We start from the raw sequence: 16,937 nt of genomic DNA on the forward strand, positions 1-16,937 counted from the left end.
CGGAGGGCTGGATGGACGGACATTGCACCTGTGGCGCGGTCAGCTATCGGCTGACCCGCAAGCCGCTTTTCACCCATGCCTGCCACTGCACCTGGTGCCAGCGTGAAACCGGAGCGGCCTTTGCGCTGAACGCGATGATCGAGACCGAGGCGGTCGAGGTCACGGGCGCGGTTGACGAGGTGGTCACGCCCTCGGCCTCGGGCAAGGGCCAGGTGATGGCGCGTTGCCCGACCTGCCGGGTGACGCTTTACAGCCATTACGCCGGGGCAGGGCGGCTGATGGCCTTCGTCAGGGTGGGGACGCTGACGCGGCCCGCAGACTGCCCGCCGGACGTGCATATCTTTACCGCGACCAAGCTGCCCTGGGTCCTCTTGGCCCCCGCCATCCCGGCCTTTGCAGAGTTCTACCAAAGATCGACGCTCTGGCCGGCCGAAAGCCTTGCCCGACGGGCGGATCTTCTGGCCCGTCATGGGGTTGCGGGCTAGGGCCTGCTTCGGGCTCGGGTGCCTTGGCCTGAAGTCGGTTGAAGCGCGAGGAAGGGCGAGGAAGCCTGCAAGGGACCCCTGAACCCCGCGGAGGACCCATGTCGGTGAGCTTGGGGCAAGCAGGGCGGTGAAGGTCTTTTTCGAACAAGCGGGGGGCTTTCGCGCCGTCCACTCTCGCACCCTCCCGATCCCACCCCGTCCCGTTCCCTCCCCCCCCAGACTCTTCCCTCCCAGTCTCCCCACCCCCCCTCTCCCGATCCTGGTGGCACTTCTGCCGCCAGGACCCCGAGCCGGTTGGGCGCGGCACGCGACCAGAGGCGAGATATCGGCTTGCGGCGTCAGCCGCTCCACCTGGCTTAAGGAAATCACGCTAGCCACCAAGGCCGGATTGCGCTAACCTTGAACCTGATCCGGGACATAACCCGGGCGGGCAGTGATCAAAGCAGGCTTACCCATGACCGAGATGGTTTACGGTGCGATGCCCTCCAGGGCACGCGAACCGGTTCTTCCCCGTTGGTGGCGCACCATCGACAAATGGTCGCTTTCGGCCATTCTGGCGCTGTTCGGCATCGGCTTGCTGCTGGGTCTGGCCGCGTCGGTCCCGCTGGCCACACGAAACGGCCTGCCCTCGTTTTATTATGTCCAGCGCCAGGCCATCTTCGGCATCATGGCCCTGGCGACGATGTTCGCCTTCTCGCTTTTGTCGCCCCGGGCGATCCGGCGCGTGGGGGTCATGGGCTTTGCGATCTCGTTCCTGGCCCTGGTCCTGCTGCCCGTTCTGGGCACCGACTTTGGCAAGGGCGCGATTCGCTGGTATTCGCTGGGCTTTGTGTCCTTCCAACCGTCCGAGTTCCTGAAGCCTGGCTTCATCATCCTGGCCGCCTGGTCGATGGCCGCCGCCTCCGAGCTGAACGGTCCGCCCGGACGCTTGCTGTCTTTCATCCTGCTGATCGTGATCTTGCTGTTTCTGGCCACCCAGCCCGACTTCGGCCAATCCATGCTGGTTCTGTTCGGCTGGGGCGTGGTCTATTTCATGTCCGGCGCGCGGATGACCGTCATTGCCGGAATCCTGGGGCTGTTGGCCGTGGTCGGCAACTTTGCCTATCAGAACTCGGAACACCTGAAACGCCGGATCGACGGCTATCTGACCGCCGAGGTCGATCCGCGCAGCCAGATCGGCTATGCGACCAATGCGATCCAGGAGGGCGGCTTTTTCGGCGTCGGCGTCGGCAATGGCCAGGTGAAATGGACGCTGCCCGATGCCCATACCGACTTCATCATCGCCGTCGCCGCTGAGGAATACGGCCTGATCATGGTCATCCTGATCATCGCGCTGTATTCGACCGTCGTGATCCGCAGCCTGTTCCGCCTGATGCGCGAGCGCGACCCCTTTGTCCGCCTGGGCGGCGCGGGGCTGGCCTGCATCTTTGGCGTCCAGGCCATGATCAACGTCGGCGTGGCCGTCCGCCTTTTGCCGGCCAAGGGCATGACCTTGCCCTTCGTCAGCTATGGCGGGTCCTCGGTCATCGCGGCGGGGATCACGGTGGGGATGCTTCTGGCGCTGACCCGCACAAGGCCGCAAGGCGAAATCGCCGATATCTTCAAGCGGAGGCGCTGATGCCGCTTCTTCTGATCGCAGCCGGGGGCACGGGGGGGCATATGTTCCCGGCTCAGGCTCTGGCCGAGGCGATGATCGCCAAGGGCTGGCGGGTGAAGCTGTCAACCGATGCAAGGGGCGCGCGCTATGCGGGCGGCTTTCCGGCAGAGGTCGAACGCCAGGTGATCTCTTCGGCCACCTTTGCGCGGGGCGGGCCTTTGGCCAAGCTGGCGGTCCCGTTCCGCATCGCGGGCGGGGTGATCTCGGCCTATTGGCAGGCGCGGCGTGACCGGCCCGATGTGGTCGTGGGCTTTGGCGGCTATCCCTCGATCCCCGCCCTTGGCGCGGCTTGGGCTTTGGGCCTGCCGCGGATGATCCATGAACAAAACGGCGTCCTTGGCCGGGTGAACGAGGTCTTTGCGCGCCGCGTCGACAAAATCGCCTGCGGCACCTGGCCCACCAAACTGCCGCAAGGCGTGGTGGGAGAGCCTGTGGGCAACCCGGTCCGCCAATCCGTCCTGGACCGGGCCGGCGCCCCCTATATCCCGCCGGGCGATTACCCGATGTCGCTGGTGGTCATCGGTGGCAGCCAGGGCGCGCGGGTCCTGTCCGATGTCGTGCCCGCAGCCCTTGCGGCCCTGCCCGAGGCCCTGCGCCCTCTGCTGCGCGTGGCCCATCAGGCCCGCCCCGAGGATCAGGCCCGCGTCACCGCCACCTATCAGGCGGCGGGGATGGTGGCCGAGGTGCAGCCCTTCTTCACCGACATCCCCCGCCGCCTGTCAGAGGCGCAATTGGTGATCTCGCGCTCTGGCGCCAGTTCGATCGCCGATATCTCGGTCATCGGCCGCCCTGCCATCCTGATCCCCTTTGCCCAGGCGGCCGCCGATCACCAGACCGCCAATGCCACCGGCCTGACCCAGGCGGGGGCGGCGCTGACCATGCCGGAATCCGGGCTTGACGTTCCGCGCCTTTCGGCCGAAATCGCGGCGATCCTTCAGGCGCCCGAAAAGGCCGAGGCCATGGCCGCAGCCGCCCTGTCCGAAGGTCGCCCCGATGCCACAATCCGCCTCGCCGCCCTGGTCGAGGCTCTAGCCGGAAGCCCAAGATGAACGCGACGAAACTGCCCCTGGAACTTGGCCCGATCCACTTTGTCGGCATCGGCGGCATCGGCATGTCGGGCATTGCCGAGGTGCTGATCACCTTGGGCTATGCGGTGCAGGGCTCGGATGCGCGGGCGTCGAAGATCACGGATCGGCTGGTCGCCTTGGGCGCGCGGTTCTTTGAGGGCCAAAAGGCCGAGAACCTGGGCGAGGCGGCAGTGGTCGTGATCTCCTCCGCCATCAAGAAGGGCAATCCGGAACTGGAAGAGGCGCGGCGCCGCAAGCTGCCCGTGGTGCGCCGGGCCGAGATGCTGGCCGAACTGATGCGGCTGAAGTCGAATGTCGCCGTGGCGGGCACCCATGGCAAGACCACGACCACGACCATGGTGGCGACGTTGCTGGACAAGGGCGGCTTCGATCCGACCGTGATCAACGGCGGGGTGATCCACGCCTATGGGTCGAACGCGCGGGCAGGGGCGGGCGAATGGATGGTGGTCGAGGCGGATGAAAGCGACGGGTCGTTCAACCGCCTGCCTGCCACCATCGCCATCGTGACCAACATCGACCCCGAACACATGGAGCATTGGCACACCTTCGAGGCGCTGCGGAAGGGCTTCTTCGACTTCGTCTCCAATGTGCCGTTTTACGGCCTTGCGGTCTGCTGCACCGATCACCCCGAGGTTCAGGCTCTGGTCGGTCGTGTGACCGACCGCCGCGTCGTGACCTTTGGCTTCAACGCCCAGGCCGATGTGCGCGCCGTCAACCTGCATTACGAGGGCGGCCGTCCGGTCTATGACGTGCTGTTGCAGCACGAGGGCGGGGCGCGGATCGAGGGCGTGGTTCTGCCGATGCCGGGCGATCACAACGTGTCCAACTCCTTGGCGGCCATCGCGGTGGCGCGGCATCTGGGGATGAAGCGCGAAGAGATCAAGGCGGCGCTGGCGGGCTTTGGCGGCGTGAACCGCCGCTTTACCCGCGTGGGCGAGTGGAATGGCGTGACGATCATCGACGACTACGGCCACCACCCGGTCGAGATTGCGGCGACCCTGAAAGCCGCGCGCCGTGCCGTGGCCGACACGCCGGGCGCCCGCGTCATCGCCATCCACCAGCCGCACCGCTATACCCGTCTGGCCTCGCTGTTCGAGGACTTCTGCAGCTGTTTCAACGAGGCCGATGTGGCCGCCATCGCCGAGGTCTATGCGGCGGGTGAAGAGCCGATCCCCGGCGCCTCACGCGATGATCTGGTGGCGGGGCTGATCGCCCATGGCCACCGCCACGCCCGCGCTTTGCTGGACGAGGCGGACCTCGCGCGCCTGGTGCGCGAACAGGCGCGGCCGGGGGATCTGGTTGTATGCTTGGGCGCGGGGTCGATCTCGGCCTGGGCCAATGCTTTGCCGGGCAAGCTGTAGCCTTCTGGTAGCCGGGGGGGCTGCGCCCCCCCGGACCCCCCCATTCGGGGGGCTGCCGCCCCCCGAGCCCCCCGCTTCAAGGGGAGCACGCTCCCCTTGAAAATCCCCGTGGATATTTGGGCCAGTGTGAATAAGCCGCGCGGCTTTGGCCGGGGCTTTGCCATGCGAGGCGGGACGGCTTGCGCGAGCAACCGCGGGGGCTTCGGCTTTCATGCTTGCCCAAGTACTACCGCCGGAGGCGACCTGCTTCCTGGACCGCCTTGGGCACAGGATGGCACGAAAGCCCCCGTCTTTCGCCGCAATCCTGCCACCCGGCTCTGGCACCCAGTGCTTTGGAGGTGTCCCATGGCTTTGATCCTGTGTGGCGTGGTTTGGGTTCTGCTGGCGACGGTCACGGCCTTGTTGCCGATGCGGCGGCAGATGGTGCCGGGGCTGGCGCTTTTGGCCAGCGCGCCGGTGCTGATCCTTTGGGGGTTTCAGGCGGCGGGTCCGGTCTGGGGGGCAGGGTTCCTCTTGGCCTTCGGGTCGATGTTCCGCAGGCCGCTGATCTACTTCGGTCGCCGCGCCCTTGGCTTGCCCGTCACCGATCCGCGAGCCCGGTCATGAGCCTTCTCGCCGCCTGTCTTTGGGTCCTTTTGGCCCAGGTCATCACCATGCTGCCCACGCGCGACCACCATTGGCGCGCGGCCTATGGGTTGATGGGCTTGGCGGTGCCGGTGGGGGGGTGGCTTTGGGCGGAGCAGGGCTGGAGCGCCGCCCTGGTCTTTGCGCTGGCGGCGGGGAGCATCCTGCGCTGGCCTTTGAGGTATGGGGTCAGGTGGGTGACGGGGGGGAGGGTGGGCTAGGGCTGGACTTGCACGGCCGCTTTCGCGCAAGATGCGGGGATGAATGCGGAAGATATCAAGGATGAAGCCACCCTGAGGGCCTGGCTGGACGCCCGCCCCATTAGGACGCGGCAAACAGATGCGCTGTGGATCACGATCAGGTCCGCGGCCAGAGTCTTGCCGATTTGCGCCCAAGCGCGCACCTTCGGGTCACTTGGTGTCGACCGGGCAAATGGGCAAATGATCTTGCCGCTTTTTCGGTGCTTGCTGACCTCGGCCTGTGCGGAGATGTCGTCCTCCCTGCAGATCCCGACCGCTGCCAACCTTGCGTCCTACCAAGCCGCGGCGGTGGCGAAACCCAATGCGGGCGTGGATTCCGCTGTCCGTGCCATCGTTCTGGCAGCCGATATCGCGGCAGCAGGACCGTCGCCTGCCAAAAGCTATGTCGAGATCACAGCGGGTGACTGTGTCCGCGCGGCAGCCGATGCCGCGGGATATGCCGCCGCGCTTTTGGTTTCTGACGCCGAGGCCGATGCCACGCGCGTCCAGGCTTTCCGTCAGATTTGGGATCTGGCGCGGTCCGATGCACAGGCCCTGTCCGAGGGAAATCTTCTGCCCGATCCGTCGCTCTGGAAGGTTCCGCCCAAGTGGTTCCAAAGGGCCAATCACGCGACAATGGCCGATTTTGCCGATGATCCGCTGAAGGTTTGGGATTTCTGGCGCAGGTGGTGGAACAACGCCCTGTCGGGCCATATGTATCCGTCGCCCCTGATCGAACATGTCGCCCTGATCCCTGACGACATCTGGCAACAGGGCGCGGCGGCGGTTGCCGAAGAGATCCGGCGGATCGAGGCTCCTGTTCTCGGGCCGGCCGACCCATTGCCTGCGATCGAAAGCTTCCCGCTTTACCAGACGGCACACGCAGATTTCAGTTTCGACACGTTCAGTCGTCTGATGCGCATGGTGCCTTTCGATGAAGACATCGAAACCATCCAGGGCGAGGCCTTTGACAGGCTGAAGTCCGATATCGACTTGGCGCGCAAGACCCTTGAAGATCTGGTGCGCGCAGCCACCGCCTCGAACCGGCAGGCCACGGCAGAGTTGAAGGTTTACGCCAATGCCCTGATCGAGGAAATGGCGCGGGCCTCGCTGATCCAGAAACTGCGGGTCGGTCTTCTCATCGAATATGGGGCAAACCTCGACGATTTTCGCGGCTCGGAAGAGGCGATGTTCGGCCTGGGGCCGGTCCTTCCCAAGGCCCTTGCCAGGACGAACGAACGGCTGCTTGATTTGTTGCGCACGCATTTCGCCAAGACCCTGCTGCGGCTGCAATCCTCACCCTTGATGAAGATCTCGGCGTCGGATGACCCATTCGAGGTCGTGACCAAGCTGGAACAGGTTCTAAGGGATATCGAACGGAACGACGGCACGAATATTCCGGCGCTGGCGCCAGAGGATGTGGCCGCCCTGAAAAGCCTGCTGCATGAGGCGCGGCGCGAAGCGGTCCGCCTGTCGGGCGCCACCCATCCTGAAGCCATCGCAGCCAGCCGCGAAGAGTTCTCGCGGCGGGTTGTCCGGATGGCGGTCGATTTCGGTATCTATGCCTGGAAAGGCGTCGGTAGCGTCCAAAAGTCGATTGCCGGGCCGGATATCAATGTTGCCGATGCCATGATGCGGCGGTTGCTTATGTCGCAATCGGTGTCCGAGATGCTGCATAACCTCTGGACCTTTCTGCATCACATCCTCTGACCCCCTTCCCCCCCGCCCCCTCTTTCCGGCATAAGGCGCTGAAACGGAGGCCCTTCATGACCCAACTCCCGCAGACCCGTGGCACGCTGACCCCTGATCGGGCGCTGTCGGACCTTACCTGGCTGCGCGTGGGCGGGCCGGCGGAGTGGTTGTACCAGCCTGCCGATGAGGCGGACTTGGCCGAGTTTCTGCGCGACCTGCCCGGAGAAACCCCGGTCTTCGCCATGGGCGTGGGGTCGAACCTGATTGTCCGGGATGGCGGCCTCAAGGGCGTGGTCATCCGGCTTGGGCGGGGGTTCAACGCCATCTGCGTTCAGGGCAACCGGGTCATCGCGGGGGCGGCGGCTTTGGATGCTCATGTGGCGAAGAAGGCGGCCGAGGCAGGGGTGGACCTGACCTTCCTGCGCACCATTCCGGGCAGCATCGGCGGGGCGGTGCGGATGAATGCGGGGTGCTATGGGTCTTATGTCAAGGACCACCTGATCGAGGTCCGCGCCGTCACGCGGGGCGGAGACCCGGTGACGGTCCCGGCCGCCGACCTGAACCTGGCCTATCGGCAAAGCCAGATCCCCGAGGGCATGGTGATCCTTGAGGCGACGTTTGAGGCTCCCTCGGGCGACCCTGCCGCGTTGGAGGCGCGGATGGGGGACCAGATCGCCAAACGCGATGCCAGCCAGCCCACCAAGGACCGCAGCGCGGGCAGCACTTTCCGCAATCCGGCAGGCTTTTCCTCGACCGGAAAGGCCGATGACAGCCATGAGCTGAAGGCCTGGAAGCTGATCGACGAGGCCGGCATGCGCGGCGCCAAGATCGGCGGTGCGCAGATGTCGCCCATGCATTCGAACTTCCTGATCAACGCGGGCGGCGCCACGGCCGATGACCTTGAAAAACTTGGTGAAGAGGTCCGAAAAAGGGTTTTCCAAACCAGCGGTATCACGCTAGAGTGGGAAATCATGCGTGTGGGTGACTGCACGCCAAAATAACAACCGGCAAAGACCGGGTTGAGGCAGTAAATGGCGGGACACCTGAAAACAGGGCCCGTGGCGGTTTTGATGGGCGGACTCTCGGCCGAACGCGAAGTTTCGCTTTCGTCGGGGGCGCAATGTGCCCAAGCGCTGCGGGATGCAGGATATGACGTGGTCGAGATCGACGCCGGTCGGGATCTGGCCGCGCGTCTGGCTGACCTGAAGCCCGCCGTCGTGTTCAATGCGCTTCATGGCCGTTGGGGCGAGGACGGCTGCGTCCAGGGTCTGCTGGAGTGGTTGGCCATTCCCTATACCCATTCGGGCGTAAGGGCCTCGTCGCTGGCCATGGACAAGACCGCGGCCAAGGCGGCCTTTCAGGCGGCGGGGCTGCCGGTTGTGACCTCGGTCCTGGCGCGGCGCGACCAGGTGGCGGCGGCCCATATCATGCAGCCGCCCTATGTGGTGAAGCCCAACAACGAGGGATCGTCTGTCGGCATCTATATCGTCCATCCGGGCTCGAACGCGCCCCGCCTGGCCGAGACGATGCCCGAGGAAGTCATGGTCGAAACCTATGCGCCGGGGCGGGAACTGACGGTTGCGGTTCTGGGCGGCCGGGCCTTGACGGTGACGGATATCCTGACCCAAGGCTGGTATGATTACGACGCAAAATATGCGCCGGGGGGCTCTCGGCATGTGATCCCGGCGCAGGTCCCGGACGAAATCGCCGCGGCCTGCATGGATTACGCCCTGCGCGCCCATCGCGCCTTGGGCTGCCGGGGCCTGTCGCGCACCGATCTGCGCTGGGACGAGGCCCGCGGGCTGGATGGCCTGATCCTGCTGGAGACCAACACCCAGCCCGGCATGACGCCGACGTCGCTGGCCCCCGAACAGGCGGCCTATTGCGGCATCTCTTTCCCCGCGCTGTGCGCCTGGCTGGTGGAGGATGCCTCGTGCAATCGCTAGGCCGCGCCATCCCCCTGCGTCGCGACCCGGCGCCGTCCCGTTGGGCCTACCGGATGCAGCGCCTGTGGCTGACGCCGCTGTTTCGGGCCGGGATGCGGGTGGGGCTGCCGGTCTTTGTCGTCGTGCTGGTGGGTGGCGTCTATCTGTCCGACACCGTGCGGCGCGAGAATATGGGCGCGATGATCGCTACGATGCGCGACAAGGTGGCCGAACGCCCGATCTTCATGGTCAAGCTGTTGTCGATCACCGGCGCCTCGCCCGAACTGGCCGATGCGGTCCGCGCCCGGCTGGATGTGAAATTGCCGCAAAGCTCGTTGGACCTGGACCTGGATGCAATCCGCGAGGCGGCGGAGCGTCTGGATGCGGTGCAAGGCGCCGTGGTCCGCCTGGGCGCCGCCAATGTGCTGGAGGTCCAGATCACCGAGCGTACCCCCGCCTGGGTCTGGCGGTCGGAAGCCGGGCTGATGATGCTGGACGCTTCGGGCCACCGCATCGCCGGCCTGACCACGCGCGCCGACCGCGCCGACCTGCCGCTGGTCGCAGGCCAGGGCGCCGATACCGCCATCCCCGAGGCGCAAGCGATCCTTGCGGCCTCTCCTTGGGCCAAGCGTGTCCGCGGTCTGGTCCGGGTTTCGGATCGGCGCTGGGACATCGTGCTGGACCGCAACCAGACCGTGCTTTTGCCCGCCCATGACCCGGTCGCCGCCGTCCAGGCCCTGGCCAGCCTTGACCATGCCGAAGACATTCTTTCCCGCGATTTGACCGCAATCGACATGCGCAACCCGGATCGTCCGGTGCTGCGCCTTACCCCCTATGCCCTTGATGCCCTGCGCACGCAGGCCTCTGATATGCCGGAGCCCCAACTATGACCGATCTTTACCAGGCCCAACGTGCCATGCGGAACATGCGCCGCGCTGCCCTGCAACGCGGCGTGGTGGCGATCCTTGATGTGGGCACCTCGAAAATCGCCTGCCTGATCCTGCGCTTTGACGGGGTCGAGGATCAGGCCGAAAGCGATGGCATGGGGTCGATGGCCGGTCAGTCGAACTTTCGGGTGATCGGGGCGGCCACGACCAAATCGCGGGGCGTGCGGTTCGGGGAAATCAGCGCCATGAACGAGACCGAACGCGCCATCCGCACCGCCGTTCAGGCCGCGCAAAAGATGGCGAATGTGCGGGTCGATCACTGCATCGTCTGCTTTTCGGGCGGCGAGGCGCGCAGCTATGGCTTGGCTGGCGAAATCGTGCTGGAAGACGGTGTGGTCAAGGACAGCGACGTGGGCCGCGTTCTGGCCGCCTGCGATCTGCCCGACATCGGCGAGGGGCGTGAGGTCATCCATGCCCAGCCGGTGAACTTCGCGCTGGATCACCGCTCGGGTCTTGGCGATCCGCGCGACCAGATCGGCAACCGTCTGGCTTGCGACCTGCATCTTCTGTCGGTCGATGCTTCGGTCGTGCAGAACCTGTTGCATTGCATCAAGCGCTGCGACCTGGAATTGGCGGGCATCGCCTCTTCGGCCTATGTGTCCGGCATTTCGGCCCTGGTTGAAGACGAGCGCGAATTGGGCGCCGCCTGCATCGACATGGGCGGCGGGTCGACCGGCATCAGCTTTTTCATGAAGAAACACATGATCTTTGCGGATTCGGTGCGGTTGGGCGGCGATCACGTCACCAGCGATATCGCGCAAGGGTTGCAAGTGCCCTTCGCGGTGGCCGAACGCATCAAGACCAAGCACGGCGGGGTTCATGCGACCTCGATGGACGACCGCGAGATGATCGAGATCGGCGGCGACAGCGGCGACTGGGAAAAGGACCGCCGCCAGATCAGCCGGACCGAGCTGATCGGCATCATCCGCCCGCGTGTCGAAGAGATACTGGAACAGGTGGCCGAACGGCTGGAGGCCGCGGGCTTTGAAAGCCTGCCCAGCCAGCAAATCGTGTTGACGGGCGGCGCAAGCCAGATCCCGGGCTTGGACGGTCTGGCCAGCCGCATCCTGGGGCAAAGGGTGCGCATGGGGCGGCCCTTGCGCGTTCAGGGCCTGCCGCAAGCGGCCACGGGGGCGTCTTTCGCCTCGACCGTGGGCCTGTGCCTCTTTGCCGCCCATCCGCAAGATGAGTGGTGGGATTTTGACATTCCGTCGGAACGCTACCCGGCGCGGTCTTTGAAACGGGCGCTGAAATGGTTCAAGGACAACTGGTGAACGCTAATTGCGGTGGTCACCCCGAAATCCCGGGCCCTTATCGGCGTCAATCCCCATATTTTGTGGGGTTAGCGATGTTTTTTCGTGACCTTGGCCGCGCGCTTAGGTAGAATCACATTTAATGAGGCGTTTGCCATGGTTCTGGCGGCGCAAGTAACAGAGTAAAAGTCGCGAAACAGCGGCGGTGGCAAAGAAACGGCGGGACATCACATGGCTTTGAATCTGACGCTCGATAATGTGCATGAGGAACTGAAGCCGCGCATCACGGTCTTCGGGGTCGGCGGGGCAGGCGGCAACGCGGTCAACAACATGATCGAAAAGGCGCTTGAGGGCGTCGAATTCGTTGTGGCCAACACCGACGCCCAGGCGCTGCAGCAAAGCCGGTCCGGTCACAAGATCCAGATCGGGTTGAAAGTCACCGAGGGCCTTGGCGCCGGTGCCCGTCCCTCGGTCGGCGCGGCGGCGGCTGAAGAGTCGATCGAACAGATCGTCGATCACCTGGCGGGCGCGCATATGTGCTTTATCACCGCGGGCATGGGGGGTGGCACCGGGACCGGGGCCGCGCCGATCATCGCGCAGGCTGCCCGGGAACTGGGCGTGCTGACTGTCGGCGTCGTGACCAAGCCCTTCCAGTTCGAAGGCAACAAGCGGATGCGTCAGGCCGAAGAGGGCATCGAGGCCCTGCAAAAGGTCGTGGACACTCTTATTGTCATTCCGAACCAGAACCTCTTCCGTCTGGCGAATGAACGCACGACCTTTACCGAAGCCTTCGCCATGGCCGATGACGTGCTGTATCAGGGCGTCAAGGGCGTGACCGATCTGATGGTCCGTCCGGGCCTGATCAATCTGGACTTCGCGGACGTGCGCGCCGTGATGGACGAGATGGGCAAGGCGATGATGGGCACCGGCGAGGCCTCGGGCCAGGACCGCGCGGTTCAGGCGGCGGAAAAGGCGATTGCCAACCCGCTTCTGGACGAAATCAGCCTGCATGGCGCCAAGGGTGTGTTGATCAACATCACCGGCGGCTATGACCTGACGCTGTTCGAACTGGACGAAGCGGCCAATATCATCCGTGAAAAGGTCGATCCCGAGGCGAATATCATCGTCGGCTCCACGCTGGACCCGTCGCTGGATGGCGTGCTGCGCGTGTCGGTCGTGGCCACCGGCATCGACCTCAAGGCCCGCGCCGAAGCGCCGGTCCGTCGCCCCGTCGAACAGCCGAAAGCCGCGGTCGCCGCCCGTCCCGCGCCTCAGCCCGAGCCGATGCAACTGACCCAGCCGACCTTTGAGCCCAAGGCTTTTGAGGCCAAGCCCGAGCCGATCACCTTCCGCGCCCCCGAGCCGGAGCCCGAGATCGAAGAGGAAATGCCCGCCCCGGCCTATCGCCCGGCGCCGGAACAGCGCGCCGCCGCCGGGATGCGTGAGCCCGACGCCTCGACCTTCATCGCACCGCGTCCGCGCGCGATGGGCACGCCCTCGCCCGAGGCCATGGCGCGTCTGCAAGCGGCCGTGTCCAAGACCCCGGCGGCGCCCTCTGCGGCCCGCCCGACCGCGCCCGCGCCGAAACCCGCCGCAAAGCCCGTGGCCGAACGTCCGCGCTTTGGCATCGGCGGGCTGATCAACCGCATGTCGGGCTCTCATGCCGAGGCGGCGCCCGCGCGCCAGCAACCGGCCGTGTCCTACGACGAGGAAAACGAGCCCGCGACCGATCAGGACCGGATGGAAATCCCGGCCTTCCTGCGCCGCCAGGCCAACTGAACCTGACTTCACGAAATGTTACACCGGGGCGCCTTTGCGCCCCGGTTTTGTTTCATTTACAGGCGGTTCCGGCAAGTTTCAGGCCCTGTTACATTGAGTCATAAAGAGTGAGTTGTTTGTGCTGCAGCTGCATCCTAAACCCATTCGTAACAAGGGGCGATTCCGTCCCCAGATGTGGTAGATCAGAGGCGTGACCTTGCAGCATACGGTGAAGTCATCGGTGACGTTTGACGGGACGGGCCTGCACTCTGGCCAGCCTGTCCGCATGGTCCTGCATCCCGCCGCCCCTGACAGCGGCATCCGGTTCATCCGCACCGACATCCGCGACCTGGACCCCGTGGTCCCGGCGCGCTGGGATGTTGTGGTGCCCTCGGCGCTTTGCACCCTGGTGGCCAACGAGGACGGCGTGTCCGTCTCGACCATCGAACATATCATGGCGGCCTTGGCGGGTCTGGCGATCTGGAACGTCGAGATCCATATCGACGGGCCGGAAGTGCCGATCATGGACGGTTCCGCCGCGCCTTTCGTGGCCGGGATCATGGCCAAGGGCATCACCGCGCTGAATGCGCCGTCGCGCACCCTGCGCGTGCTGCGCGCCGTCGAAGTGCGCCAGGGCGAGGCCTGGGCCCGGCTGGAGCCCGCCTCCATGCTGGAAATCGACTTCCGCATCGACTTTGCCGAGCCCGCGATCGGCACGCAGTCGCGCGCCTTGAACATGGCCAATGGCGCCTTTGTCCGCGAGCTGTGCGACAGCCGCACCTTCTGCCGTCAGGCCGATGTCGATGCGATGCGGGCGCAGGGCCTGGCCCTGGGCGGCACGCTGGACAACGCCGTGGTCTTTGACGGCGCGCAAATCCTGTCCCCCGGCGGCCTGCGCCACGCCGACGAGCCCGTTCGTCACAAAATGCTGGACGCTTTGGGCGACCTCGCCCTGGCCGGCGCGCCCCTGATGGCACGCTATACCGGCAACCGCGCGGGCCATGCGATGACCAACCGCCTGTTGCGCGCGCTTTTCGCCGAAGGCGCGGTGGAACTGGACGATTGCGACGCCTTCGTCACTGGCAAGCTGCCCGGCATCGGTGTCCATGCCGGCGACTTGCACTGGTTGGCCTGAAAGATTGGCGGGCCCAAAGGAATGGCAGGCCTGAAAGGTCGAAAGCCATTTTGCGCCCGCCATTTTTCTATGCTAGGACGGGGCAAAGCAGGGGGCGAGGCCTTCGGTAAAGCAGAGGGCAGGGCCCTCGGGGTTTCGGGATTTGATACCGTGATGGCAGGGTTGAAGGCAGGTGCGGCAAAGGGTCTGGCCATGGGCGCGACCCTTGCGCTTTTGGTCGCCTGTGCAGCAAAGACACCGGAACAGCAGGATCTTTCGGCCTTTACCGCCGAAGAGATCTTTCAGCGCGGCGAATATGAACTCTCGGCCAAGACCAGCCCCAAAACCGCGATCCCCTATTTCCAAGAGGTCGAGCGGCTTTACCCCTATAGCGAATATGCCAAGCGCGCCTTGGTGATGCAGGCCTTTACCCTGCATCAGACCCGCCAATACGAAGAGGCCCGCGCCGCCGCCCAACGCTATGTCGACTTCTATCCCGCGGGCGAGGATATCGCCTATGCGCATTACCTTCTGGCCCTGTCCTATTACGACCAGATCGACGAGGTCGGCCGCGATCAGGGCCTGACCTTCCAGGCGCTGCAGGCCTTGCGCGTGGTGATCGAAGACTATCCCGACAGCGAATATGCCAAGTCGGCGATGCTGAAATTTGACCTGGCTTTCGACCATCTGGCCGCCAAGGACATGGAGATCGGGCGTTACTATCTGCGCGGCCGTCACTATGCCGCCGCGCTGAACCGCTTCCGCACCGTCGTGCAGGATTACCAGACGACGTCCCACACGCCCGAGGCGCTGTTGCGCATCGTCGAATGTTACATCGGCCTGGGTCTGCCCGACGAGGCGCAGACGGCAGGCGCGGTGCTGGGCTATAATTACCAAAGCTCTCCCTTCTATCAGGACGCCTTCAACCTGTTGAAAAAGCAGGGTCTGGCGCCCGAGGCCAAGGGGACCTCCTGGCTGTCGACGATCTATCGCCAGATGGTCAAGGGCGAGTGGCTGTGATGGTGCGTGAGATCACGCACCCTACCCAAGGCTGATATGCTCCGTTCCCTTGAAATCCGCGATGTGCTGATCATCGACCGGCTGGCGCTGGACTTCCTGCCCGGGCTGAATGTGCTGACGGGTGAAACCGGGGCGGGCAAGTCGATCCTGCTGGACGCTTTGGGCTTTGTGCTGGGCTGGCGGGGCAGGGCGGATCTGGTGCGCCAGGGCGCGGCACAGGGTGAGGTGACGGCGGTGTTTGACCTGTCGCCGGATCATGCGGCGCGGGGGGTCTTGGCGGCTGCGGGGATCGAGGCTGACGATGACCTGATTTTGCGCCGGGTGAACTCTGCCGATGGGCGCAAGACGGCCTGGGTGAACGACCGCCGCGTCTCGGGCGAGGTGTTGCGCGACCTGTCCGACGTGCTGGTCGAACTGCATGGCCAGCATGACGACCGCGGGCTTTTGAACCCGAGGGGCCATCGGCTGTTGCTGGATGCCTTTGCCGGGCTGGATCTTTCGGGTCTGCGGGCGGCCTGGACCGCGCGGCGGGTGGCCGAAAGCGCCTTGGCTGAAGCCGAGGCGCGGTTGACGGCGATCCGCTCCGAAGAGGAATGGTTGCGCCACGCGGTAGGCGAGTTGGACAAGCTGGACCCCAAGGCCGGCGAAGAGGCCAAGTTGGACGTCGAACGTCGGCTGATGCAGGGCGCCGCCCGCATCCGCGAGGATATCGCGCGGGCCCATAGCGTGCTGGCGCAGGGGGCAGAGCCTTCGTTGCAAGACGCGACGCGCTGGCTGGGCGGGGTCTCGGACAAGGCCGATGGCCGGCTTGAGGCGCCCTTGGCCGCCCTGGAACGCGCCATGGTCGAGCTGCAAGAGGCGCAATCGGGGGTCGAGGACTGCCTTGCCGCGCTGGACTTCAATCCCGCCACGCTGGAGGCCTGCGAAGAGCGGCTGTTCGCCATCCGCGCCATGGCCCGCAAGCATGGCGTCTTGCCCGATGACCTTGGCCCCCATGCCGACAAGCTGCGCCTGCGGCTGGAGACGTTGGACAGCGGCGAACGCGGCCTGATCAAGCTGCGCCAGGCGGTCAAGGATGCCGGGGCGGATTACGCGGCACGGGCCGCGGCGATGACGGCCGCGCGAGTTGCGGCGGGTGTGCGGCTGGATGCGGCGATGGCCGCCGAGCTTGCGCCTTTGAAGATGGAGCGGGCCGTGTTCCGCTCGGTGATCACCGAGGCTGCTCCGGGGCCGGATGGCGTCGATGAGGTGACATTCACCGTGGCGACCAACCCCGGCGCGCCTGCGGGTCCTTTGAACAAGATCGCCTCGGGCGGGGAACTCTCGCGGTTTTTGCTGGCGCTGAAGGTCTGTTTGACGGGCGGGACACCGGGTCTGACGATGATCTTCGACGAGATCGACCGTGGTGTCGGCGGGGCCACCGCCGATGCGGTGGGGCGCCGCCTGGCGGCTCTGGCCTCGGGCGCCCAGGTGCTGGTCGTGACCCATTCGCCGCAGGTGGCGGCCTTGGGGGGGCATCATTGGCGCGTGGAAAAGCGCGTGGTCGAGGGGATGACCCTGTCGACCGTGGTGGCCTTGTCTGACGTAGAGCGGGTCGAGGAAATCGCCCGGATGCTGGCAGGTGACGTGATTTCCGATGCCGCGCGTGCGGCGGCACGGGCGCTGTTGGGGTCATGACGCGGGGCCGGTGAAGCTTGGCCGGTGCAGCTATTCCGGTGCAGGTGTATCCGGGAGACCCCTGCGGCCTGACGGCCTTGGGGTCTCCCGGAGGACG

General features: G+C 65.5%; 15 protein-coding genes. All 15 read left to right on the forward strand.

Features of this window, described 5'->3' with window-relative positions; genetic code table 11:
• Positions 1 to 11 precede the first annotated feature (11 nt).
• Positions 12 to 485: a GFA family protein gene (locus tag NX862_RS15140; protein WP_264494761.1), complete on the forward strand. Its 474-nt coding sequence runs from the start codon at positions 12 to 14 to the stop codon at positions 483 to 485.
• A 454-nt stretch (positions 486 to 939) separates the two neighbouring features.
• Positions 940 to 2,103 (forward strand): peptidoglycan glycosyltransferase FtsW, encoded by a 1,164-nt coding sequence (locus tag NX862_RS15145; protein ID WP_264494762.1) that lies wholly within the window; start codon positions 940 to 942, stop codon positions 2,101 to 2,103.
• Entirely contained in the window at positions 2,103 to 3,191 is a 1,089-nt protein-coding gene (locus tag NX862_RS15150; protein ID WP_264494763.1) for a UDP-N-acetylglucosamine--N-acetylmuramyl-(pentapeptide) pyrophosphoryl-undecaprenol N-acetylglucosamine transferase, read from the forward strand. Before NX862_RS15145 ends, NX862_RS15150 begins: the two co-directional genes overlap by 1 nt.
• Positions 3,188 to 4,591 carry a UDP-N-acetylmuramate--L-alanine ligase gene (gene murC / locus NX862_RS15155; protein WP_264494764.1) on the forward strand — a complete coding sequence of 468 codons (1,404 nt, stop codon included), beginning with the start codon at positions 3,188 to 3,190 and terminating at the stop codon, positions 4,589 to 4,591. The genes NX862_RS15150 and murC overlap by 4 nt, the downstream gene beginning before the upstream one ends.
• Positions 4,592 to 4,936: 345 nt before the next feature.
• Entirely contained in the window at positions 4,937 to 5,197 is a 261-nt protein-coding gene (locus NX862_RS15160) for a DUF2484 family protein (protein WP_264494765.1), read from the forward strand.
• Positions 5,194 to 5,436, forward strand: coding sequence for a DUF2484 family protein (locus tag NX862_RS15165; protein WP_264494766.1), 243 nt, complete (start codon positions 5,194 to 5,196; stop codon positions 5,434 to 5,436). Before NX862_RS15160 ends, NX862_RS15165 begins: the two co-directional genes overlap by 4 nt.
• A 267-nt stretch (positions 5,437 to 5,703) precedes the next feature.
• Positions 5,704 to 7,164: a hypothetical protein gene (locus tag NX862_RS15170; RefSeq protein WP_264494767.1), complete on the forward strand. Its 1,461-nt coding sequence runs from the start codon at positions 5,704 to 5,706 to the stop codon at positions 7,162 to 7,164.
• A 56-nt stretch (positions 7,165 to 7,220) separates the two neighbouring features.
• The gene (gene murB / locus NX862_RS15175) at positions 7,221 to 8,147 is read left to right on the forward strand and encodes a UDP-N-acetylmuramate dehydrogenase (protein WP_264494768.1); all 927 of its coding nucleotides are present in this window, start codon (positions 7,221 to 7,223) and stop codon (positions 8,145 to 8,147) included.
• Positions 8,148 to 8,177: 30 nt separating this feature from the next.
• The gene (locus tag NX862_RS15180; protein ID WP_264494769.1) at positions 8,178 to 9,092 is read left to right on the forward strand and encodes a D-alanine--D-alanine ligase; all 915 of its coding nucleotides are present in this window, start codon (positions 8,178 to 8,180) and stop codon (positions 9,090 to 9,092) included.
• Entirely contained in the window at positions 9,080 to 9,961 is an 882-nt protein-coding gene (locus NX862_RS15185; RefSeq protein ID WP_264494770.1) for a cell division protein FtsQ/DivIB, read from the forward strand. Before NX862_RS15180 ends, NX862_RS15185 begins: the two co-directional genes overlap by 13 nt.
• A complete protein-coding gene (ftsA, locus tag NX862_RS15190) occupies positions 9,958 to 11,292 on the forward strand; it encodes a cell division protein FtsA (protein ID WP_264494771.1) in 1,335 nt (444 codons plus the stop codon). Before NX862_RS15185 ends, ftsA begins: the two co-directional genes overlap by 4 nt.
• A 210-nt stretch (positions 11,293 to 11,502) precedes the next feature.
• On the forward strand, positions 11,503 to 13,050 hold the full coding sequence (gene ftsZ / locus NX862_RS15195) for a cell division protein FtsZ (RefSeq protein ID WP_264494772.1): 1,548 nt from the start codon (positions 11,503 to 11,505) through the stop codon (positions 13,048 to 13,050).
• 196 nt (positions 13,051 to 13,246) lie between these two features.
• Positions 13,247 to 14,164, forward strand: coding sequence for a UDP-3-O-acyl-N-acetylglucosamine deacetylase (lpxC, locus tag NX862_RS15200; RefSeq protein WP_264494801.1), 918 nt, complete (start codon positions 13,247 to 13,249; stop codon positions 14,162 to 14,164).
• 192 nt (positions 14,165 to 14,356) lie between these two features.
• Entirely contained in the window at positions 14,357 to 15,163 is an 807-nt protein-coding gene (locus tag NX862_RS15205; RefSeq protein ID WP_413694577.1) for an outer membrane protein assembly factor BamD, read from the forward strand.
• A gap of 36 nt (positions 15,164 to 15,199) precedes the next feature.
• The gene (recN, locus tag NX862_RS15210; protein ID WP_264494774.1) at positions 15,200 to 16,840 is read left to right on the forward strand and encodes a DNA repair protein RecN; all 1,641 of its coding nucleotides are present in this window, start codon (positions 15,200 to 15,202) and stop codon (positions 16,838 to 16,840) included.
• The last annotated feature ends 97 nt before the right edge of the window (positions 16,841 to 16,937 follow it).

It is taken from the genome of Stagnihabitans lacustris (assembly GCF_025950525.1).
GTDB lineage: Bacteria > Pseudomonadota > Alphaproteobacteria > Rhodobacterales > Rhodobacteraceae > Stagnihabitans.

Coding starts and splice junctions, on each gene's coding strand:
- murC (WP_264494764.1), top strand. CDS start 3,188: ATGAACGCGACGAAACTGCCCCTGGAACTTGGCCCGATCCACTTTGTC.
- recN (WP_264494774.1), top strand. CDS start 15,200: ATGCTCCGTTCCCTTGAAATCCGCGATGTGCTGATCATCGACCGGCTG.
- NX862_RS15165 (WP_264494766.1), top strand. CDS start 5,194: ATGAGCCTTCTCGCCGCCTGTCTTTGGGTCCTTTTGGCCCAGGTCATC.
- NX862_RS15170 (WP_264494767.1), top strand. CDS start 5,704: ATGTCGTCCTCCCTGCAGATCCCGACCGCTGCCAACCTTGCGTCCTAC.
- murB (WP_264494768.1), top strand. CDS start 7,221: ATGACCCAACTCCCGCAGACCCGTGGCACGCTGACCCCTGATCGGGCG.
- NX862_RS15205 (WP_413694577.1), top strand. CDS start 14,357: ATGGGCGCGACCCTTGCGCTTTTGGTCGCCTGTGCAGCAAAGACACCG.
- ftsA (WP_264494771.1), top strand. CDS start 9,958: ATGACCGATCTTTACCAGGCCCAACGTGCCATGCGGAACATGCGCCGC.
- NX862_RS15140 (WP_264494761.1), top strand. CDS start 12: ATGGACGGACATTGCACCTGTGGCGCGGTCAGCTATCGGCTGACCCGC.
- NX862_RS15145 (WP_264494762.1), top strand. CDS start 940: ATGACCGAGATGGTTTACGGTGCGATGCCCTCCAGGGCACGCGAACCG.
- NX862_RS15160 (WP_264494765.1), top strand. CDS start 4,937: ATGGCTTTGATCCTGTGTGGCGTGGTTTGGGTTCTGCTGGCGACGGTC.
- ftsZ (WP_264494772.1), top strand. CDS start 11,503: ATGGCTTTGAATCTGACGCTCGATAATGTGCATGAGGAACTGAAGCCG.
- NX862_RS15180 (WP_264494769.1), top strand. CDS start 8,178: ATGGCGGGACACCTGAAAACAGGGCCCGTGGCGGTTTTGATGGGCGGA.
- NX862_RS15150 (WP_264494763.1), top strand. CDS start 2,103: ATGCCGCTTCTTCTGATCGCAGCCGGGGGCACGGGGGGGCATATGTTC.